The following is an 18,841-nucleotide window of genomic DNA, read 5'->3' on the forward strand; positions in this document are numbered from 1 at the left end:
AGGTCTCTCATTAGGATTGTGCGACAGGAGCGATGGGCGCCACCCGCCCGTAAGCCGTTTTAGCTCCTTCAACTGGAGCGGCCCAGAACACGCCATTGGTAATCACCTGCAGAATTTCGGGCTGGTGGTAGACCGGAAACATTTCGTGGCCCGGACGGAAATAAAACAGCTTCCCTCTGCCGCGCCTGTAACAACACCCGCTTCGGAACACTTCCCCGCCTTCAAACCAGGAGACGAACACAAGCTCATCCGGCGCCGGAATTTCGAACCGCTCTCCATACATTTCTTCCCGCGGAATCTCGATATATTCACCCAGCCCCTGCGCAATCGGATGGCTCGGTTCAACGACCCATAAACGCTCGATCTCGCCGTCGTCGCGCCATTTCAGCATCCCGGTGTTCGTGCCAAGGAGCCTGGAGAAGATTTTGGAGCCGTGACCGGAATGCAGCACGATCAATCCCATGCCGTCCAGCACCCGCTGCCGAACCTTCTCGACGATGTCGTCGCGGACCTCGTCATGTGCCAGATGGCCCCACCACAGCAGTACATCCGTGTTCGCCAACCGCTCATCGGTCAATCCGTGATCCGGCTCATCCAGTACGGCGGTGGCTGCTTCCAAACCTTCCACCTGTTCGAGATGATCCGCTATCGCACGATGAATCCCATTCGGATATATGCCGGCTACCTGTTCATTATGTCTCTCATGCCGGTATTCATTCCATACCGTGACTTTGATGTTTCCCATGATTGCTGCCTCCTGTTGGTTTATAGTTGTACATTCATCACTACGAATTCGGATTGTTTCTCCGTTGAAGCTGATCGTATGAATAAAGCCTTTCGTCACCGTTCGAAATCGCGCTGCCCCGCAGCATTTCGATCTGCGGGGCAGCTCATGACGTTGGCCTCAATCCTTATTTGACGCTGATATACCGCTGATAAGCTTCCTTGCGGATCTGTACCAGCCGCTCCAGTCCCATATCGTTCAGCTTCTTGACGTACGCGTCCCATTCCGCATCGATGTTGCCTTCGGATATCCATTTTGCGCGGGTCGTGCCGACAAAGCCATCGATATCCGTAGTCAACGTAGGCAGCTCCTGGAATTCTTCGGCGCTGTACATGACGTTCGGGAACGGCGTCGTCACGTAATCGCTGCCCAGCTTGTCGATGACCAGCTTCAACCCGTCGCCCGTGGTCTCATCCAGTATGATGTTTTTCTCGAAGCTCGGGCTTACGTACTTGGGACCGAAATCCCTTACGGATTGCTCCCAGTACCAGGCATCCGCACTCGTTCCCTCCGGCGGACTCATGAGCGTAAACGTTCCGTCGTCGTTCTTCTGAATCACCGTGCCGATGGCTCCCCAGAAATTCTGGATGCTTGCTTCATTGGTGTAGAACTGATCCGCCCAGCGGGCCGAAATTTCCGGATGCTTGTTCGACGTGGTGATGAGAAACTCGTTTCTGCGCAGGCTCATGCCCTCAGGCTCGCCGCCCTGGTACCGTTTTCCGTCAGGACCGGCAATGGATGGAATCGCGATGTATTGATCCTTCCATTTTCCGAATACCGCGTCCGGCACCCATTGGTTGGAGAAACCGATCAGCGCCGCATCCGGGTTCTGATGTTTTGCCGTGGACATGGTGCTGTCCTGCGTGAAGATCTCTTGGTCTATGAGGCCTTCGGCGTACAGCTTATGGGCCCACTTGATCGCTTCTTTGTAGTTCTCCGTTACAGGATAGAACACGGGCTCGTTATCGATGACCATCATGCTGTTTCCGTTGATGTCGGTGATGCCGAACGGATTCAGCAAATCGATGCTGATGTTCCCCGATCCGCTGACCGGAATTTCGTCGGCCTTGCCGTTGCCGTTCGGATCCCCTTCTTTGAACGCTTTGAATACGTTATACAATTCGTCCGTGTTGTCCGGAACGTCCAGCCCGAGCTGATCCAGCCAGGCTTTGTTGATGATCGGCTGGATCGATGCTTTCGGCCTTGACGGCAGCCGCGCCGGCAAGGAATAGATTTTCCCGTCCGGGAAGGTGCTCATCTTTTTCATCTCGGGCGTTTCTTCCAGCGCCGCCTTCAGGTTCGGCATGTATTGATCGATGTAGTCGTCGAGCGGACGGAAATACGACAGGTTGTTGACGATATCGGAATCGCTGAATACGATATCCCCGAAAATGATATCCGGCAGCGTACCGCTCGCCAGCATGATCGATTTTTGCTCGCCCCAATCATTGGAGGACATGATCTGCCAATTGATTTTGACGTTGGTTTCCTTCTCCAAATCCTTGAGCCACTGGTTCTGGAGGAACGTATCCCCCATGTTGCCCCAGCGAACGGTCAGCACGTCCAGCGTAATCGGTTCATTCACGATCGGCAGGCCTTCTTTGTTAAAAGCGGCTTCGGCATTCGGCTTGGCGTCCTCCTTCTTGCCGCCGCTGCAGCCCGCCAGGTTCAACAGCAGGATTGCGGTCAATATGATGACGGCAGCCAGCTTGAGGCGATGTCTCCTCTTTGCATTGTTTGTTCCCATTCCACCATTCCCCCAATACTTATTTTTCATCAATCCATCGCGGTGTTACGACTTGACGGCTCCGATCATCACCCCCTGATTGAAATACTTTTGCACAAACGGGTAGATGCACATGATCGGCACCGTGGCGACGATAATGACCGCATAACGCATAATATTGGCCAGACGCAGCGCAATGGCCGCGGCTTCCCCGGTACCCATGGCGGACTGCATCTGGTTGGTGACCAGAATATTGCGCAGAATGAGCTGCAGCGGGTACAGGTTCGTATCTTTTAAATAGATCAGGGCGTTGAAATAAGAATTCCAATGACTCACGGCCGTCCATAAGGCGATGACCGAGATGACCGCTTTCGAAAGCGGAATCACGATGGTCACGAAATATCTGAGATTTCCGCAGCCATCCAGCTGTGCCGCCTCCCATAAATCCTCCGGGATGCTGCTCTGGAAAAAGGTCCGCGCCACGATGATGTTGAAGGCGGCAACCGAGAACGGCAGCACCATGACAAGAAACGTATCGTACAGCTGGAAATCGCGGATCGTCATGAAGGTCGGAATCAAGCCGCCGTTAAAGAACATCGTAAAAATAAAGAGCAGCGATATATACTTGCGGCCCACGAGGTCTTTGCGGGACAGCGCGTAAGCTGCGGATATGTTAACCACCAGGCCGATGGCTGTACCCACGATCGTATACACAATCGTATTTCGGTACCCAATCCATATATTAGAGTGCTTCAGCAATTCTTGATAGCCTGCCAGCGTAAAATCCTTAGGCCACAGCCATACCTGTCCATTCGCGACCGCCGCCGGCTCGCTGAACGAAGCGATGATGATGAAGTACAGCGGGTAAATCAGCACGATCAGCATCAAGACGGCGAATACATACAGGCCGATTTCCAGCACCCTGTCGGAAGATCGGGTATGCCTCTGCCGCGGCCCCGTCTTCTCTCTTACTTCCACTACGCCCATAGAACCCTTCCTCTCTTGCGTTACCACAAACTGTTTTCGCTGTATTTTTTCGAAATCTGGTTGACCAGAATCAGCAGAACAAAATTGATGACCGTATTAAACAAATTGATGGCCGACGAGAAGCTGTATTGGCTGCTCAGCATCCCGATTTTGTACACATACGTGGAGATGACCTCGCTGGAGGTAATATTGAGACTGTTTTGCATGAGATAAACCTTCTCGAAGCCGACGCCAAGCAAGCTCCCGATCCGCAAAATAAGCAGCGTTACGACCGTTGGCATAAGCATCGGGATGTCGATGAACCGGATTTTTTGCCATCTGCTTGCCCCGTCCATGGTGGCCGCCTCGTACAAGCTGGGGCTCACCGCAGACAACGCCGCGATATAGATAATGCTGTCCCAGCCCGTATGCTGCCACACGTCCGACCATACGTACACGCTGCTGAACAGGCCGGCCGATCCCATCAGATTCGGCGCTTCCGCACCGAAGAGCCGGAAGATATTCCCGATCAATCCCGAGCCCGGCGAGAACAGAATCAGCATGAGTCCCACCATCACGACCGTCGATATAAAATGCGGCATGTAGGTTACGGTCTGGAAGAAGCGCTTGAACCAATTCTGGCGCATTTGATTGACCATCAAGGCCAGCATGATCGGAATCGGGAACGTCGCAACGCTGTATAAGCTGATGACCAGCGTATTCGTGATGGTGGTCGAGAATTGATAGGAGTTAAAAAACTTCTCGAAATACTTCAGGCCGGCCCAGGGGCTGTCCATAATCCCGAGAGCGGGACTGTAGTCCTTGAATGCGATCAAAATGCCGTACATCGGCACGTAAGAAAACAACAAAACCAGCACTACCGCAGGCAACAGCAGCAAATACAGGCCCCAATTCTTTCCGATCCGCCCGAGGGTTGGGTGTGTGGTTCTATTCAGTTGGCCTGCTTTCAAATCGATTCCCCTTTCTGTTCGCGTCGTCGTGAATCCGGTATGTCACGTAAGCAATTTCAGTATACTGCGATCCGGCGACATGATTTGGACCTCATGATGCGCTATCCGGACCTTTGCCTTGTCCATTTCACCGCCGTCCCCGCGTCCTCCGCTCAAACATGCCGGTATTCGGACTTTACGATGTGTTATCCGGACTTTATGGATAATGCCCGAGCGTTCGCTCCTGTTTTTTTCGACGTTTCCATTTATAATATCCTTACCGATATAAAAACGCTTTCATAATATAGGCGAACTGAAAGGAATCACGGCATCCCTATGGTTAAAGCACTGAATAACAAGCCTTATCCCATCCGTCACTATGTGAAAATCATGCTCTTCATCTCGATCTTTGCCCTGGTGGTGGATCTGGTGATCAGCTTCGCCTCCATCTTCATCGTGAAGCAGCAATCCACCCGCTATTTGCAGGATACGGCGAATCTGTACATCCGGCAGATCAATCATGACTTCTCGTATATCAACCATTATATGGGCTGGACGCTCGCGAACGACGAAAGCGTCAAGATCATGGATACCCCCGGCACCGATTACGTGGATTACATTAAGTCGAGCGAAAGAGTGCATAAACGGTTTAATGAGCTTCAAAAAAACTATGGCCAGGAATACAACTTCTTCTTCTATTTAAAAGATCAGGATTTCTTCCAGAACTATGCCCCCATGTCCCTATCGTATACGGAGTTCCAGGAGCTAAAGGAACAGATCGTCTCCCTCACGGATTCCAAAAACGTATACGAAACGTTCTACTCGAACTGGAACCCGATCCTTGTGCAGGACACGCACTACGTCATCAACATCGTGCCCTATCACAACCGTTACTTGATCTGCCTCATCTCCGCAGACGACCTGGTCCGGCCGCTCCAGGAACTGGATTTGGGCGAGGACGGGTTCGTCTCTCTGGTGGATGCCCAAGGAGCCGCCCTTACGAGCCCAGGTGCCGGAGAGGCGGGGGCCAAGCCGCTCGAAGGAGCCAAGGCTTCCTTGTTCAGCCTGTCACAGCCGCGGACTACGGTCACTGAGGGATTCTCGAATGCCTCCTTCAACGTGCAGCTGGTCATCCAGTTCGGCGTGTTCGAGACCATCATGATCGCCCAGCTGCTTATTATGCTGCTGTTCGTGCTGCTCACTTGCACGCTCAGCGTGGTCATGCTGTATTTCAAGAAGAAGGTGTTGAAGCCGATCCAGAATTTCTCGGAAAACGTAAGGCGCATCCACGAGGATAGCGAAAATCTGGATTTCATGAGCAGCGAGATCATCGAGCTCGAGCAGGTGAACTCCCAATTCAAACACCTGATCGAACAGATCAAGAAGTTTAAAATCGATATTTACGAGCAGGAGCTCGAGAAGCAAAGAATCCAGCTCGATTATATGAAGCTGCAGATCAACCCCCATTTTTTCCTGAACTGCCTGACGAACATCTACAGCATGGCGCAAATGCAAATGTTTAAGGAAATCGAATATATGTCGCTGTCCACGTCCAAATATTTTCGTTACATCTTTCAGAGCGGCGATAACCTCGTGCGGCTTGAGGACGAAATCGAGCACGTCCGGATTTATCTGGAGATTCAGAAGCACCGCTACCGCGATGCCTTTTCTTATCATATCGGGCATGAACAAGAGCTTGCCGGCCTCACGATTCCCCCCCTGGTGCTCCAGACCTTTATTGAAAACGCGGTGAAATACGCCGTATCCAGAGATCGGGTGCTCCAAATTCGCCTGACCGTCAGTTTGCGGGTGGAGGACGATAAGACTTATGCGGTCATCCGGATCTCCGATACCGGTCCCGGCTTTCCGGAAGACGTATTGGATAAGCTGGCAAACGGCAAGCCGCTGGATCAAAGCGAAGGGAAACACATCGGGATCATGAACACCCTTCAGCGGCTGGAGCTGCTCTACCATCATCGGGCGCAGGTGGAATTTTCGAACCCGGAAGGCGGCGGTGCCAGCGTCGCACTAACGCTGCCCCAGCCATTGCAGGAAAGGAGAGGAGACATTCGATGAATGTATTGCTGGTTGATGACGATTATTTTGTCGTGGCCGCGCTGGAAAAGAAGATTGATTGGAAGGCACTCTCGATCGAACAAGTCCATACCGCATACAGCGTGGCGCAGGCAAGGGAGATTCTGCAGAGTCATTCCGTTCAGATCCTCATTTGCGACATCGAAATGCCGCAGGGCAGCGGACTGGAGCTTCTCGCCTGGATACGCGAGGAACAATACGGCATACAGACGATTTTCCTGACCAATTACGCCGATTTCAACTATGCGCAGAAAGCGATTGAGCTGCAAAGCTTCGACTATTTCCTGAAGCCGATTGAATTCGATAAGCTCAGCCTCATCATCTCCAAGGCCGTGTACAAAGCTAAGGAACAGCAAAGCGACCAGGAAGCGATACAGGACGGGCAGCTGTGGAAGAAAAACCAAAGAAAGCTGCAAGAGCACTTCTGGAGCAAGCTGATCAAGGAAAAAAAAGCTTCGTCGGACCGGGCGGCCATCGCCGGGTATATCGCGGAGCAGAATCTGTCCTATGCGATGTCGGATTTGTTTCTCCCCCTGCTGATCACGATTTTTCCGTATGATCAAAGCTTGGGCAAAGAAGACAAGGACCTGTTTGATTACGCGTTTCTCAACGTGCTGTCCGAATTGTTCCAGGATCCGCTCTTTACGGTCGAGACCGTCATGGAGTATAGGGATTACGAATGGATGGTCATGCTGAAATGGAATCATCCTCCGGATACCGCGGTCATTGAATCCATCTGCACGTCCTTCATTGAGAAAGCCAACCGGTTCCTTCGGAGCGATGCGTGCTGCAACGTCTCGGTCTCGGCGGCTTTGGAGGGGATCAACAAATCCATACGGGACCTGCTGCAAATGAACGAGGACATGATCAAGAAGCGCAACCAGATCATGTTTCTGGAACGGCATTCGCTGCAAGAAGCCGCGTATACCCCTCCCCCGCTCCAAGACTGGGAGGCGCTGCTTGCCGAAAACAACCCGGCCGCCTTTCTCGAAGAAACTCGCCGGTACCTGCAGAATTTGGCCAAGGGCGGCGTCCACAGCGCTTCGGTGCTGCGTTTATTCCGCTTGGATATGGTGCAGCTCGTGTACTCCTACCTGAAGGGCAAAGAGATCCAGGCTCACAAGCTGTATACCGGCAAAACCAATGATCAGTTATTTCTGCAGTCGTTAAACTCGATTGAAGACATGGAAAAATACATGGCGTATCTCGTCCGGACGGCAGCCGAATATCAAGCCTACGCCGGCCATTCCCATACCGTGGTGGAGGAAATCAAGCATTATATCGGGTGCCATTACGGAGAGGAGCTGACGCGAACGACCCTGGCGGAAATCGTCTTTCTGAACCCGGATTATTTGGCCCGCGTCTTTAAGAAAGAAACGGGCGTATCTTTAGGCACTTATATCATTCAGGCCCGCATCCGGGCGGCCAAACATCTGTTGGAATCGACTCCGTTGTCCGTGTATCAGATTGCGGCGAAGGTCGGATACGCCAACTATTCCTACTTCTCGAAGCTGTTCAAGCAGGATACGGGCTGGGCGCCCAGCGACTACAGGCGGGTGCTGCAAGGCGGAGGCAGCGGGAAGGTGGATCACGCAAAATAACCGCAGCATGCACTGGCAATCCATGAAGAATTGGCAGGTAGACGAAGTCAACATAAAAAGTACCGCAGCCTCAAGCACAATCGCTTAGCGGCCGCGGTACTTTTTTTTAAGATATTCTTTCAATAAGTGCTGTCCTTCGTCAGGTTACGCAGGGTAAATGTCGAAATCCTTCAGCGTTTCGCCCGTTCTGGCGGATTCAAACACCGCTTCGATCAGGTTCAGGACGCGCAGCACTTCCTCGTTCTTCACGATCGGTTCTGCCTCGCCCCGGGTCACGGCCGCAAAGTTATCGAAGAAGCTGCTGGATTGACGGTACGGCTCCGGCAGGGCACCCGTAATGGTAGCTTCTTCGGAAGGAGGGGCCATCGTTTTGGTCAAGCCTACCCCGGCTTGAATCGGCTTCGGCTCCACTTTCGCGGCATCCTGATTCCGGGTAACGACTCTTCCGTTTAACGACCAGTCCTCAATAATGCCGGTTCCCTCGGTTCCTTTGACATACCAGCGTGGAAGCGTAATGAAATTCGTCGTTCCCACTTCGATCAGAACCGATACGCCGTTCTCGAATTCGATGACCGATTCAAAGCCGTCATCCACCTCATCGCCGAGAATAAAGCTCAAGCGGCTGCTCAGGCTGGTCATCCGGCTGTCCACCATGAACAGGATCTGGTCCAGCAAATGCACGCCCCAGTCCAGCAGCATGCCGCCGCCGTGGGCTTCCAGATGGCGCCAGTCGCCCGGAATGCCGTTCGCCCCGTGCACCCTGGATTCGATACGGAACAAATCGCCAATCGTCTTTTCGTTGTACATTTGCTTAATCGTCAGGAAGTCCTCGTCCCAGCGGCGGTTCTGGTGGACCATCAGCACCCGTCCGGCCGCATCGGCAGCGGAGACCATGTCCTTAAAGTCGCTTACGGACAATGTTACCGGCTTCTCGCAGATGACGTGCTTGCCGGCCGCAAACGCCTGAAGGGCCAGCTCCTTATGCACGTCGTTCGGCGTTGCAATGAGCACCACGTCAACCGCGGCATCGTTCAACACCTGCTCATAACTCTCGTAGGCAGCATACCCGTCCTCCCGGGACGCCTTCCTGCGCTCTTCCAGAATATCGTAGGTTCCGGTCACCTCAAGAAACGCGTTGTCCTTAATCAGCTTGGCATGGTAGCTGCCCATTCCGCCGTAGCCCACGATCACGATCGCTTGTTTTCTTTTTTCCGTCGTCATAGATACATAGCTCCTTTTTTACATCTAAGCAGTAAACGCATACACAACCATTATAATATCATATGCGAAATAACTGTTCTCTTTTACGATATTGTATTCCTGCTGCCATCGCAAGGCTGTGAGTTACATCGCAGTCCGGAATGGAATGAGCAGGATGGCAAAAAAAAGCGTTACCCTGCTTCTATCGCAGGGCAACGCTTCTTGATTTTCGCGAGTTATTCCTTCACGACCAGCTTCAGTGGTGCCGCGATATTCGCTTCCACCTCTTTGCCCTGCAGCACGTCCTTGGCTGCGCCGACGGCGAGCTGACCGATCAGCTCAGGCTGCTGGGCTACCGTTGCCGTCAGATTGCCGGCTTCGATGGACTTCAGCGCATCGTCGTTGCCGTCAAAGCCGATGACCATGATGTCTTTGCCCGAGCTTTGAATCGCTTCGATTGCGCCCAGGGCCATTTCGTCATTGTGGGCAAATATCGCTTTGGCGTCCGGATTGCCCTGCAGCAGATTTTCCGTCACGGTAAGACCTTTGGTCCGGTCAAAATCCGCCGCTTGCTTCGCGACCACGTTCAGCTGCTCATCCGCGATATCATGGAAGCCCTTGCCCCGTTCGCGGGTCGCGGAAGCGCCCGGAACGCCTTCGAGTTCAATAACCTTCGTATCTTTGCCCAACTGCTCCACGATATATTCGGCTGCCATTTGGCCGCCCTTCACGTTATCCGAGGCGACCAGCGCAGCGACCTCGCCTTGATCCGCCGAACGGTCCAGCGTGATGACCGGAATGCCCAGGCTGTTCGCCGTTTGGACCACGGTCGAGATCGCGGACGAATCCGTCGGGTTAATCAGCAGTGCATTGACGCCCTGCTGAATCAGGTCGTCGACGTCATTGCTCTGCTTGGCTGAGTCGTTCTGCGCGTCAACGACAACGACCTCCATTCCCTGCTTCGCCGCTTCGGCGACGACGCCATCCTTCAAGGAGACGAAGAACGGATTATTCAAGGTGGAGATGGAAAGACCGATCTTGATGTCTTTGACGTCCCCGCCGGCTTTGGGCTTCGCCCATTCCGGCGGCTCCAGGGAACAGCCCGTGATGAAGATCAGCATGAGTGATACGAGCAGCAAAGTTGTTTTTTTCATCGTTCATTCTCCCCCTTAAGCCGATTTCTTGCGGTCGAGCAGTACGGCAATCGCAATCACGACACCTTTGACAACCATTTGATAGAATGAGTTCACGCCGAGCAGGTTGAGCCCGTTGTTCAGAATTCCGATGATCAGCACCCCGATCAGCGTGCCGACAATTCGGCCGCGTCCGCCGGTCAGGCTTGTACCGCCCAGCACAACGGCTGCGATGGCATCCAATTCATAGGAGGTACCCGCAGTCGGCTGCGCGGAATTCAAACGGGAGGTCAGAATCGCGCCCGCCAGCGCGGACAGCATCCCTGCCAGGGAATAAATCATAATCTTTACGCGCGGTACCTTAATGCCGGATACAAGCGATGCCTTTTCGTTACCGCCGATGGCATACGTTTTGCGGCCAAACGACGTTTTATGCAGGATGACCCACAGCACGGCAAACGTGATGATCATCGTAATGGCCGGCACGGGAATGCCCAGCAGGTATCCGCGGCCGAACAATTGGAATACAAGGCTGTCGCCAAGCCCGGTAATCGGATTACCGTTCGTATAAACCAGCGTAAGTCCCCGGAATATCGTCATGGTAGCCAAGGTGGCGATAAACGGCGCCATTTTCCCCTTGGTGATCATGAGACCGTTGATCATGCCCATCACGCCGCCAAGCGCAACGCCGATGATGATCGAGAGAATCGGGTCAAACCCGGCCACCATCATATTGGCGACAAATGCGCTGGAGAGCGCGAGAATCGAACCGACCGACAGGTCAATGCCGCCCGTCAGGATAACAAACGTCATACCGAAAGCAATCAGTGCGTTAATCGATACCTGACGCAGCAGGTTCAGAATGTTAAGCGGTTCCAAGAAGCTTGGATTCAGGACGGAAACGATGACGATCAGAATGATCAGTCCGAGCAGCGGACCGAGCTTTTGCGTCAAACCTGAGACCTTGAACCCTTTTCCCGCCTTGGCATCGTTAATAGTTGTCATATTACTGTCCCCCTGTAGCTAGAGTCATGATGTGTTCCTGCGTGGCTTGTTCGCGGTCCAGTTCACCGGATATCTTACCCTCGTGAACGACGAGAATCCGGTCGCTCATCCCGAGCACCTCCGGCAGCTCCGACGAAACCATCAGAATCGCCACGCCGCGTTCGGTCAGCTCATTCATCAGCTGGTAAATTTCGCGCTTCGCCCCTACGTCCACGCCCCGGGTCGGCTCGTCCAGGATGAGCACGCTCGGCCCAATGCCGATCCATTTGGCGATAACCACCTTCTGCTGGTTCCCCCCCGACAGATTGCGGGCGTGCGTTTCGGATGAATGGGTCTTGATCTGCAGCCGCTTTGTCAGCGTATCCACGAAATCCTGCTCCTTCTTCCCGGAAATGAATCCTCGGGATGAGAAGCTGAACAGATTGGGCAGCGCCATATTTTCACGGACCGAGAAATCCAGCACCAGCCCTTCATCCTTGCGGTCCTCCGTTATGAATCCAATGCCGTGTTTCACGGCATCATCCGGCTTCTTGATATGAACCTTTTTGCCGCGCACCCAGATTTCCCCGCTGTCCAGCGGGTCCAGCCCGAAGATCGCTCGCATCATCTCGGTGCGCCCCGCGCCCATCAAACCGGATACGCCTACGATCTCGCCGGCTCGGACCGAGAAGCTCACATTCTCGAACCGGCCCTTGCCGGTAATATTCTTCACTTCCAGCACCGGTTCGCCCGGAGACGGATGCCGTGCGGGATATCGCTCGGTCAGCTCCCGGCCGACCATCTTTTTGACGACTTCGTCAAAGTTGGTTTCGGGAATCGGCTTGGTGTCCACGGATTTGCCATCCCTCATAACCGTGATCCGGTCGCAGATCGTGAAGATCTCCTCCATGCGGTGGGAAATGTAAACGATGGATACGCCCTGCTTTTTCAACGAGCGGATGACGCCGAACAGCTTCTCGATTTCCCTTTCGGTCAGTGCCGCCGTGGGCTCGTCCATAATGATGACTTTCGCTTTGGTCATGAGCGCTTTGGCGATCTCAATCATCTGCTGCTGGCCGACGGAGCATTCCCCTGCCTCCTGCGTCAACGGTATCGTCACCGCCAATTTGCCGAACTGTTCCTTCGCAAGCGCCTTCATTTGTTTCATGTTGAGGAATCCCAGGCCGGATGTCATCTCCTTGCCGATAAACAAGTTATCCAGAACCGTCATCTCCGGCCAGATGTTGAGCTCCTGGTGGATGAAGGCGACGCCTCTCTCTTCGGCTTCCTTCGGGTTCGCAAAATAGGTTTCCTGACCGTCGATCAAGATCTTGCCCTCATCCCGGCTGTGAAGCCCGGTTAAAATATTCATCAGCGTCGATTTGCCCGCGCCGTTCTCTCCCATCAGGGCATGAACCTCTCCTTCCCGGAGATCAAAGTCCACGCCCGCCAGCACCCGGTTCGTGCCAAAGGATTTATGGATATTCGTCATCTGAATGTTCATGATGCTTCCTCCTCTTTAACCGAAATGAACGCCGGCCTGCAAAATGCAGTTCGCATAGGGCTTGGCTTCGCCTGTACGGATAACCGCCTTGGCGTTTCGAGTCCGTTCCTTGAACTGCTCGTGCGTGCAAGCCTCGATCTCGCAATCCTGAAATTGTTCCTCTATATCATGCAGTGTTTCCTTATTCTCCCGCTTCATTTCTTCAGCAATGACGATTTTTTCAACGACCATATCGTCGGCGATCGCCTCCACCACCTCCATAAAGCTCGGCGTCCCCAGCGTTAGCGCCAGGTCGATCTTCGGAACGCCTGGAGGAACCGGAAGGCCAACGTCCCCGACCACGATGGTATCGGTGTGCCCCAGATCCGCCAGCACTTTCGCGATGTGGCTGTTCAGCATGCCGTTCTTCTTCATGGTCAAAGGCTCCCTTCCACTTCGAGGCGCGACGGCATTCCGCCCTGCGCTCCGAACTTCATGACCGACAAGGAAGCGGCGCGGTTCGCGAATCTGAGGCTGTCGGTCAGGCTCATGCCCTCGGCCAGCGCCACGGCGAATGCGCCGTTGAATGTATCGCCGGCACCCGTCGTATCTACGGCTTCAACCTTGTAGCCCGGAACCACGACCTCTTTCATACCGTCAAAATAACGAACGCCCTTTTTCCCTTCCGTTACGATGAGTTTATTCGGATACCGGCGCAGCACGTCGCCGAGCGGCTCGTCATGAAACAGGATAGCGGCTTCATGTTCGTTTGGCGTAATGTATGCCGCCCGTTCTATAACGACGCTCGGCACCGGACGGGCAGGAGCGGGGTTCAGCATCAATGGCACCTGATACTTGGCGCATATCGCACTCACGTGCACCACCGTTTCTTCCGGAATCTCCTGCTGAATCAACACGATATCCGCCGCCTGGATTGCCTTTTCCGCCTGATCTACATATTCCGGAGTGATCCGATCATTGGCAGCCTTCACCACCACGATGCTGTTGTCTCCCTCTGCCAAAATGATGTGCGCCGTGCCGCTTTCCATACCTGTAACCGGTTCCACATAATCCGTAAGAACACCATTCGACTGCAAATTGCTCAAAATCGTTTCGCCGAAGGAATCGTCACCGACGCAGCCAACCATCGTCACCTCTGCACCCAGCCTTGCCGCCGCGACGGCCTGGTTGGCTCCCTTCCCTCCGGGCACCGTCTTAAAGCTGTCGCCCAGCACCGTCTCTCCCGCGCCGGGGCGCTTGGCGGAGGTCACCACCAAGTCCATCGACGCGCTTCCGATTACCACGATTTTTGCCATCACGATTCCACCTTTCTCGTTGTCTGCCGCTCTATGAATTCTACCGAGAATTCGATATTGCTTTTCTCTATGCGCTGCCCTTCGATAAGTCCGATAAGCAATCTGGCCGCTTCCCGGCCCATTTCGTACGCCGGCTGATGAATCGTTGACAGCGGCGGGGCCAGCAGCCTGCTGAGCAGAATATCGTCAAATCCGATAATTTGTACGTCTTCCGGCACCCTTTTCCCCAGCCGAAACGCTTCCTTCACCACGGCGGATGCCATAATATCGTTACTCGCGATTATGCCATCCGTGTCCGGATATTCGCTGAACACTTTCTGGGCGAATTCTTCGGCATCGGTTAAAGAAAACGATGTCGTCTTCAGCACTTGGTACGCAGCCGCCTGTTGCTCCAGAACCTCGACAGCTCCTTCAAAACGTTCCTGTGCAGGCCGCACATCCGCCGGACCTTGAATTACCGTTATGGCTTTACTCCCTCGCCGTACGATTTCCTCAGCCGCTATTCTTCCTCCCTGACGGCCATCCGCGTACACGGAAGGGCGGTCCGACGAGGTGCGGTCGAGAAACACGACGGGAATGTTCAGTCCCGTATACATGTCGGCATCCGGATCGTTGGTCGATGATATGACGCCAACCACATTATTCTGGACAAACGTCTGAATGTACTCCATTTCCTTCTTCTTGCTCTCGTCGCTGTTTCCGAAGATCAATCGGTAATCATTCTCCTGCATCTCGTCCTCTACCCCGCGGGCAAGCTGCGGGAAATAAGGGTTCATGATGTCGGGAAGCAAAAGTCCTATCAATTTGGATTTCCTCTTGTATAAAGAACGCGCCACTTCATTCGGCGTGTAATTCAGCTCTCGAATGCTCTGTTCCACCTTGGACCTGGTGTCCTCATGCACGTAACCGTTTCCATTTAAAACCCGCGAAACCGTGGCTACGGATACGCCCGCCTGATTCGCCACATCCTTGATCGTTGCCATACCGTCATCACCTCATTCATGTGTAACCGGTTACAGGTATAAGATATCACATCTCTTTTCAACGTGCAAGCTTTTAGGGAATGGAATATTCTTGTACCGGCACTGGCAAGCTCGCCTTCAGCAACTGCCATGTCCTGCAATAAATTACGGTATTCTTACAAAACCCCTTACTGGATTTTACATCCGGCTCCTATACTCAAGGCTGTAAGGCCAAGCTGGAAAGTGAGGTAAAACATGATGATGGAAAAAGAATTCACGCTTCCTTCTCCGGGGCACTCTCTATCGCCGAACGTCAACGAGCCGGAGGTATCAACCGCGGCGAAACCCGTCTCGATCAAGAGAACAAGGCGCAGAGAAATTCTGCTCGCTTATGCATGTTTAGCGCCTTCGCTGCTCATATTCGGCCTGTTCTTATTCTACCCGCTGCTCAAGTCGGTTTATCTTAGCCTGTTCCTGACCGATCCGCAAGGCCGGGTAGCTGAATTCGTAGGATTCGACAACTTCAGGGAAATATTGGCCTCCGACATGTTCTATACAAGCTTTGGCAATACCCTGCTGTTCATCGTGCTGACGGTTCCGACCGGCATGGCGGCTGCGATTCTGCTGGCTGCCCTGACGCACAACAAACTCAAGGGCATGAAAATATTCCGCTTTATCTTCTCGCTTCCGATGGCCGTGTCCGTCGGTACCGGCTCGATGATCTGGATGATTCTATACCATCCGACCTTAGGCATACTGAATTATTTTCTGACGCTGCTCGGCACGCAGCCCGTCCAATGGCTGACCGATCCGAAATGGGCCATGATCTCCGTCGCGCTTATGACCGTCTGGATGAATCTTGGATTCAACTATATCCTGATGCTGAGCGGCATGCAGGGCGTGTCCGAGGATATCTATGACAGCACCAAGATTGACGGCTCCGGTCCGCTGAGAACGTTCTTCCGGATTACGATGCCGCTAATCTCCCCTACGTTATTCTTCACGTCCGTCGTATCGGTTATCGGTGCCTTCCAAGCATTCGGGCAAATCAACATCCTCACCAAAGGCGGTCCGATGAACAGCACCAACGTCATGGTATTCAACATCTACCAGGATGCCTTCGTCAATTTTCGCTTCGGCATCGGCAGCGCGCAGGCCCTCATCCTGTTTGCCATCATTCTGCTGCTGACCGTCTTTCAATTTAAATTCGTCGAGAAGAAGGTGCATTACCAATGAACATGCGTCTCATGCCCAAAAGCTTCATCTACATCGCGCTGCTTCTCGGTTCGTTGGCCGTTCTTTTCCCGCTCCTATATACCTTGTCGACATCGCTGATGAGCGAGGCCGAATCGGCCGTCTATCCGCCGCCTCTGCTTCCCGAAGCCGTCAATCTGTCCAACTTCGCCAAGGTGATCGATACGATTCCTGTCCTTACCTTTATCGGAAACAGCCTGGTTGTCTCCATTGCCATCATGCTCGGACAGATCGTGACCGCAAGTCTGGCAGCATACGCTTTCGCCTTCCTGCGATTTCCGGGAAAAACGCTGCTGTTCAGCCTCTTTCTCGCGACGATGATGATCCCGTGGGAGGTGATCATGATTCCGAATTACTTGACGGTCAAAAACCTGAACTGGCTGGACACCTATCAAGGGCTCATCATTCCATTTCTGGCCACGGCCTTCGGAACCTTCCTGCTCAGGCAGACCTTCCTGCAGCTGCCGAAGGAGCTGTTTGAAGCGGCCCGCGTGGACGGCTGCGGACATGTCCGCGTTTTCCTGAGCATGGTGTTGCCGTTATCCATCCCCGGAATCGCCACGCTGGGGGTCTACTCGTTCCTGAATAATTGGAACATGTACCTGTGGCCGCTTCTGACAACCAACCGGGTCGAGATGCGAACCGTCCAAATCGGGATCGGCATGCTGCAGTTCGAAGAGATGAACTCATGGAATCTGATACTCTCCGGCGTGCTCCTGCTGCTGCTGCCTTCCCTGCTGCTGCTTGCGCTCGGGCTGAAACCCCTTGTGCGCGGCATCACCGCAGGTGCTTTGAAGGGCTAATGGCCACGATGCCGACCCAGTAGACCATATTGGATCAGCCTTGCGTGCCGGTTATCGATATCAAACGGGCTCACGCAATTTCTGATAGATCAAACCATACTTTATTTTCAAAAAGGGAGAGATTAACCGATCATGAAACGTTATGGTAAAAGGTCCTTCGCGATGCTCCTGCTTTCCTGCTTCATGCTGATCAGCGCCGCTTGCAGCAATACGCCAGCCGCCGGAGAAACGACCGTTGCCGCCGGCAGCGAACCTGCCAAGGAACCTGTTAAGGTCGTTTGGTGGCATTCCATGAGCGGCGAGCTCGGAACCGTTGCGGACAAGCTGATTTCCGATTTTAACGCAGCCCACCAGGATATTCAGGTAGAGGGCGTGTTTCAAGGCACGTACGATGAAAGCTTGAACAAGCTGAAGGCTTCGTTGGGATCGAACAGCGGACCGACCATGATTCAGGTGTACGAAATCGGCAGCCGTTTCATGATGGACACCAAGGCGATCCGTCCGGTTCAAGACTTCATGGATGCTGAAGCATACGACATTTCCTCCTTGGAACCGAATATCAAAAATTATTATACATTCGACGACAAATTGTATTCGATGCCGTTCAACTCCTCCAACCCGATCCTTTACTACAACAAAGATGCCTTTAAAGCGGCAGGTCTGGATCCGGAAAATCCTCCAAAAACCTACGAAGAGGTAGCGAAAGCGGCTAAAGCGCTAACGAAAGGCGGCCAAACCGGCGCATCCTTCGCAATATACGGCTGGTTCATGGAGCAATTCCTTGCGAACCAAGGCGTTGAGCTGCTGAACAACGGCAACGGCCGCACTTCTCCGGCAACCGCTTCGCAAGTCAACAACGCCGCTGCCGTGAAAACGCTGGAATGGTGGAAGCAAATGCTGGACGATAAAGTCCTGCTGAACCTGGGACGTAAAACGGATGACACCAAAAAAGCCTTTGCAGCCGGCCAAGTCGCCATGACGCTGGACTCCACGGCTTCGCTCCGGGGAATCGTCAGCGCAGCGGAAGGCAAATTCGAAGTCGGCACGGCTTTCCTGCCCAAACCGGCTGACGGCGGCGAAGGCGGCGTTATCATCGGCGGTGCAAGCCTGTGGCTGATGAACAACAAATCGGAAGAAGAGCAGCAGGCCGCCTGGGAATTCATGAAGTATTTGGCCGAGCCGCAAACCCAAGCCTACTGGCATGTCAACACGGGTTACTTCCCGGTCACGACCAAAGCTTACGAAGAATCCCTGGTAAAAGAAAACCTGGAGAAATATCCTCAATTCCAGACGGCGGTGGATCAACTGCATCAAACGACCGCCAACCTGGCAACGCAGGGCGCTGTCATGGGCGTGTTCCCTGAGGCCCGCCAGCTGACGGAAACGGCCATCGAGGAAGTGCTGAACGGTCAGAAAACACCGCAGGAAGCATTGGATAAAGCTGCCCAGGAGATCAGCTCCAAGATCGAGACCTATAATAAAACGGTAAAATAAACGTCGGGCATGCCGCGTAAGCATGCGATAAAACCTAATTCGAATTGCAGTCATTTCATTAACACCCTTTATGCTGCCTCATGGGGCCCTC

Annotated in this window: 16 protein-coding genes; 5 read left to right on the top strand and 11 right to left on the bottom strand. The window is 53.5% G+C overall.

The features are described from left to right. Positions 1-10: 10 nt before the first annotated feature. The 4 genes from JNUCC32_RS15290 to JNUCC32_RS15305 all read right to left on the bottom strand — a co-directional run bounded on the left by JNUCC32_RS15290 (position 11) and on the right by JNUCC32_RS15305 (position 4,447). Positions 11-745, bottom strand: a complete 735-nt coding sequence (locus tag JNUCC32_RS15290) for a ThuA domain-containing protein (protein WP_096773184.1) — start codon at positions 743-745, stop codon at positions 11-13. 166 nt (positions 746-911) lie between these two features. Continuing rightward, positions 912-2,531 carry an extracellular solute-binding protein gene (locus JNUCC32_RS15295; RefSeq protein WP_192572531.1) on the bottom strand — a complete coding sequence of 540 codons (1,620 nt, stop codon included), beginning with the start codon at positions 2,529-2,531 and terminating at the stop codon, positions 912-914. A 45-nt stretch (positions 2,532-2,576) separates the two neighbouring features. Beyond that, positions 2,577-3,497 (bottom strand): carbohydrate ABC transporter permease, encoded by a 921-nt coding sequence (locus JNUCC32_RS15300; RefSeq protein ID WP_192572532.1) that lies wholly within the window; start codon positions 3,495-3,497, stop codon positions 2,577-2,579. A 20-nt stretch (positions 3,498-3,517) separates the two neighbouring features. Continuing rightward, on the bottom strand, positions 3,518-4,447 hold the full coding sequence (locus JNUCC32_RS15305) for an ABC transporter permease (protein ID WP_096773181.1): 930 nt from the start codon (positions 4,445-4,447) through the stop codon (positions 3,518-3,520). A 315-nt stretch (positions 4,448-4,762) separates the two neighbouring features. Between JNUCC32_RS15305 and JNUCC32_RS15310 the strand changes: the two genes are divergently transcribed. Together JNUCC32_RS15310 and JNUCC32_RS15315 are read left to right on the top strand one after the other, a co-directional pair. Next, positions 4,763-6,502, top strand: a complete 1,740-nt coding sequence (locus tag JNUCC32_RS15310; protein ID WP_096773180.1) for a sensor histidine kinase — start codon at positions 4,763-4,765, stop codon at positions 6,500-6,502. Then, entirely contained in the window at positions 6,499-8,121 is a 1,623-nt protein-coding gene (locus JNUCC32_RS15315) for a response regulator (RefSeq protein WP_192572533.1), read from the top strand. The genes JNUCC32_RS15310 and JNUCC32_RS15315 overlap by 4 nt, the downstream gene beginning before the upstream one ends. 144 nt (positions 8,122-8,265) lie before the next feature. Here JNUCC32_RS15315 and JNUCC32_RS15320 read toward each other — a convergent pair whose 3' ends face one another. From JNUCC32_RS15320 to JNUCC32_RS15350, 7 genes are all read right to left on the bottom strand, one after another. Then, the gene (locus JNUCC32_RS15320; protein WP_096773178.1) at positions 8,266-9,342 is read right to left on the bottom strand and encodes a Gfo/Idh/MocA family protein; all 1,077 of its coding nucleotides are present in this window, start codon (positions 9,340-9,342) and stop codon (positions 8,266-8,268) included. Between the two features lie 215 nt (positions 9,343-9,557). Continuing rightward, the gene (gene rbsB, locus JNUCC32_RS15325) at positions 9,558-10,475 is read right to left on the bottom strand and encodes a ribose ABC transporter substrate-binding protein RbsB (RefSeq protein WP_096773177.1); all 918 of its coding nucleotides are present in this window, start codon (positions 10,473-10,475) and stop codon (positions 9,558-9,560) included. 15 nt (positions 10,476-10,490) lie between these two features. Next, a complete protein-coding gene (gene rbsC, locus JNUCC32_RS15330) occupies positions 10,491-11,459 on the bottom strand; it encodes a ribose ABC transporter permease RbsC (RefSeq protein WP_090912858.1) in 969 nt (322 codons plus the stop codon). Position 11,460: 1 nt separating this feature from the next. Continuing rightward, positions 11,461-12,942: a sugar ABC transporter ATP-binding protein gene (locus tag JNUCC32_RS15335; RefSeq protein WP_192572534.1), complete on the bottom strand. Its 1,482-nt coding sequence runs from the start codon at positions 12,940-12,942 to the stop codon at positions 11,461-11,463. Between the two features lie 15 nt (positions 12,943-12,957). After that, positions 12,958-13,356, bottom strand: coding sequence for a D-ribose pyranase (rbsD, locus tag JNUCC32_RS15340; protein WP_096773175.1), 399 nt, complete (start codon positions 13,354-13,356; stop codon positions 12,958-12,960). 2 nt (positions 13,357-13,358) lie between these two features. Further along, positions 13,359-14,237, bottom strand: coding sequence for a ribokinase (gene rbsK, locus JNUCC32_RS15345; RefSeq protein WP_192572535.1), 879 nt, complete (start codon positions 14,235-14,237; stop codon positions 13,359-13,361). Further along, a complete protein-coding gene (locus JNUCC32_RS15350; protein WP_192572536.1) occupies positions 14,237-15,220 on the bottom strand; it encodes a LacI family DNA-binding transcriptional regulator in 984 nt (327 codons plus the stop codon). Before JNUCC32_RS15350 ends, rbsK begins: the two co-directional genes overlap by 1 nt. 234 nt (positions 15,221-15,454) lie before the next feature. Between JNUCC32_RS15350 and JNUCC32_RS15355 the strand changes: the two genes are divergently transcribed. The 3 genes from JNUCC32_RS15355 to JNUCC32_RS15365 all read left to right on the top strand — a co-directional run bounded on the left by JNUCC32_RS15355 (position 15,455) and on the right by JNUCC32_RS15365 (position 18,750). Then, on the top strand, positions 15,455-16,435 hold the full coding sequence (locus JNUCC32_RS15355) for a carbohydrate ABC transporter permease (protein WP_096773173.1): 981 nt from the start codon (positions 15,455-15,457) through the stop codon (positions 16,433-16,435). Then, the gene (locus JNUCC32_RS15360) at positions 16,432-17,256 is read left to right on the top strand and encodes a carbohydrate ABC transporter permease (RefSeq protein ID WP_192572537.1); all 825 of its coding nucleotides are present in this window, start codon (positions 16,432-16,434) and stop codon (positions 17,254-17,256) included. Before JNUCC32_RS15355 ends, JNUCC32_RS15360 begins: the two co-directional genes overlap by 4 nt. 132 nt (positions 17,257-17,388) lie before the next feature. Next, complete coding sequence (locus JNUCC32_RS15365; RefSeq protein ID WP_192572538.1) at positions 17,389-18,750, top strand: ABC transporter substrate-binding protein; 1,362 nt, start codon at positions 17,389-17,391, stop codon at positions 18,748-18,750. Positions 18,751-18,841 lie beyond the last annotated feature (91 nt).

Source organism: Paenibacillus sp. JNUCC32, assembly GCF_014863545.1.
In the GTDB taxonomy this organism is placed as follows: domain Bacteria; phylum Bacillota; class Bacilli; order Paenibacillales; family Paenibacillaceae; genus Paenibacillus_AQ; species Paenibacillus_AQ lautus_A.

Bases quoted from the DNA above. Each gene is read 5' to 3' on its own strand.
- rbsK (WP_192572535.1), bottom strand. From the start codon at position 14,237: ATGGCAAAAATCGTGGTAATCGGAAGCGCGTCGATGGACTTGGTGGTG.
- rbsB (WP_096773177.1), bottom strand. From the start codon at position 10,475: ATGAAAAAAACAACTTTGCTGCTCGTATCACTCATGCTGATCTTCATC.
- JNUCC32_RS15315 (WP_192572533.1), top strand. From the start codon at position 6,499: ATGAATGTATTGCTGGTTGATGACGATTATTTTGTCGTGGCCGCGCTG.
- JNUCC32_RS15365 (WP_192572538.1), top strand. From the start codon at position 17,389: ATGAAACGTTATGGTAAAAGGTCCTTCGCGATGCTCCTGCTTTCCTGC.
- JNUCC32_RS15350 (WP_192572536.1), bottom strand. From the start codon at position 15,220: ATGGCAACGATCAAGGATGTGGCGAATCAGGCGGGCGTATCCGTAGCC.
- JNUCC32_RS15310 (WP_096773180.1), top strand. From the start codon at position 4,763: ATGGTTAAAGCACTGAATAACAAGCCTTATCCCATCCGTCACTATGTG.
- JNUCC32_RS15335 (WP_192572534.1), bottom strand. From the start codon at position 12,942: ATGAACATTCAGATGACGAATATCCATAAATCCTTTGGCACGAACCGG.
- JNUCC32_RS15355 (WP_096773173.1), top strand. From the start codon at position 15,455: ATGATGATGGAAAAAGAATTCACGCTTCCTTCTCCGGGGCACTCTCTA.
- JNUCC32_RS15360 (WP_192572537.1), top strand. From the start codon at position 16,432: ATGAACATGCGTCTCATGCCCAAAAGCTTCATCTACATCGCGCTGCTT.
- JNUCC32_RS15295 (WP_192572531.1), bottom strand. From the start codon at position 2,531: ATGGGAACAAACAATGCAAAGAGGAGACATCGCCTCAAGCTGGCTGCC.
- rbsC (WP_090912858.1), bottom strand. From the start codon at position 11,459: ATGACAACTATTAACGATGCCAAGGCGGGAAAAGGGTTCAAGGTCTCA.
- JNUCC32_RS15300 (WP_192572532.1), bottom strand. From the start codon at position 3,497: ATGGGCGTAGTGGAAGTAAGAGAGAAGACGGGGCCGCGGCAGAGGCAT.
- JNUCC32_RS15290 (WP_096773184.1), bottom strand. From the start codon at position 745: ATGGGAAACATCAAAGTCACGGTATGGAATGAATACCGGCATGAGAGA.
- JNUCC32_RS15320 (WP_096773178.1), bottom strand. From the start codon at position 9,342: ATGACGACGGAAAAAAGAAAACAAGCGATCGTGATCGTGGGCTACGGC.
- rbsD (WP_096773175.1), bottom strand. From the start codon at position 13,356: ATGAAGAAGAACGGCATGCTGAACAGCCACATCGCGAAAGTGCTGGCG.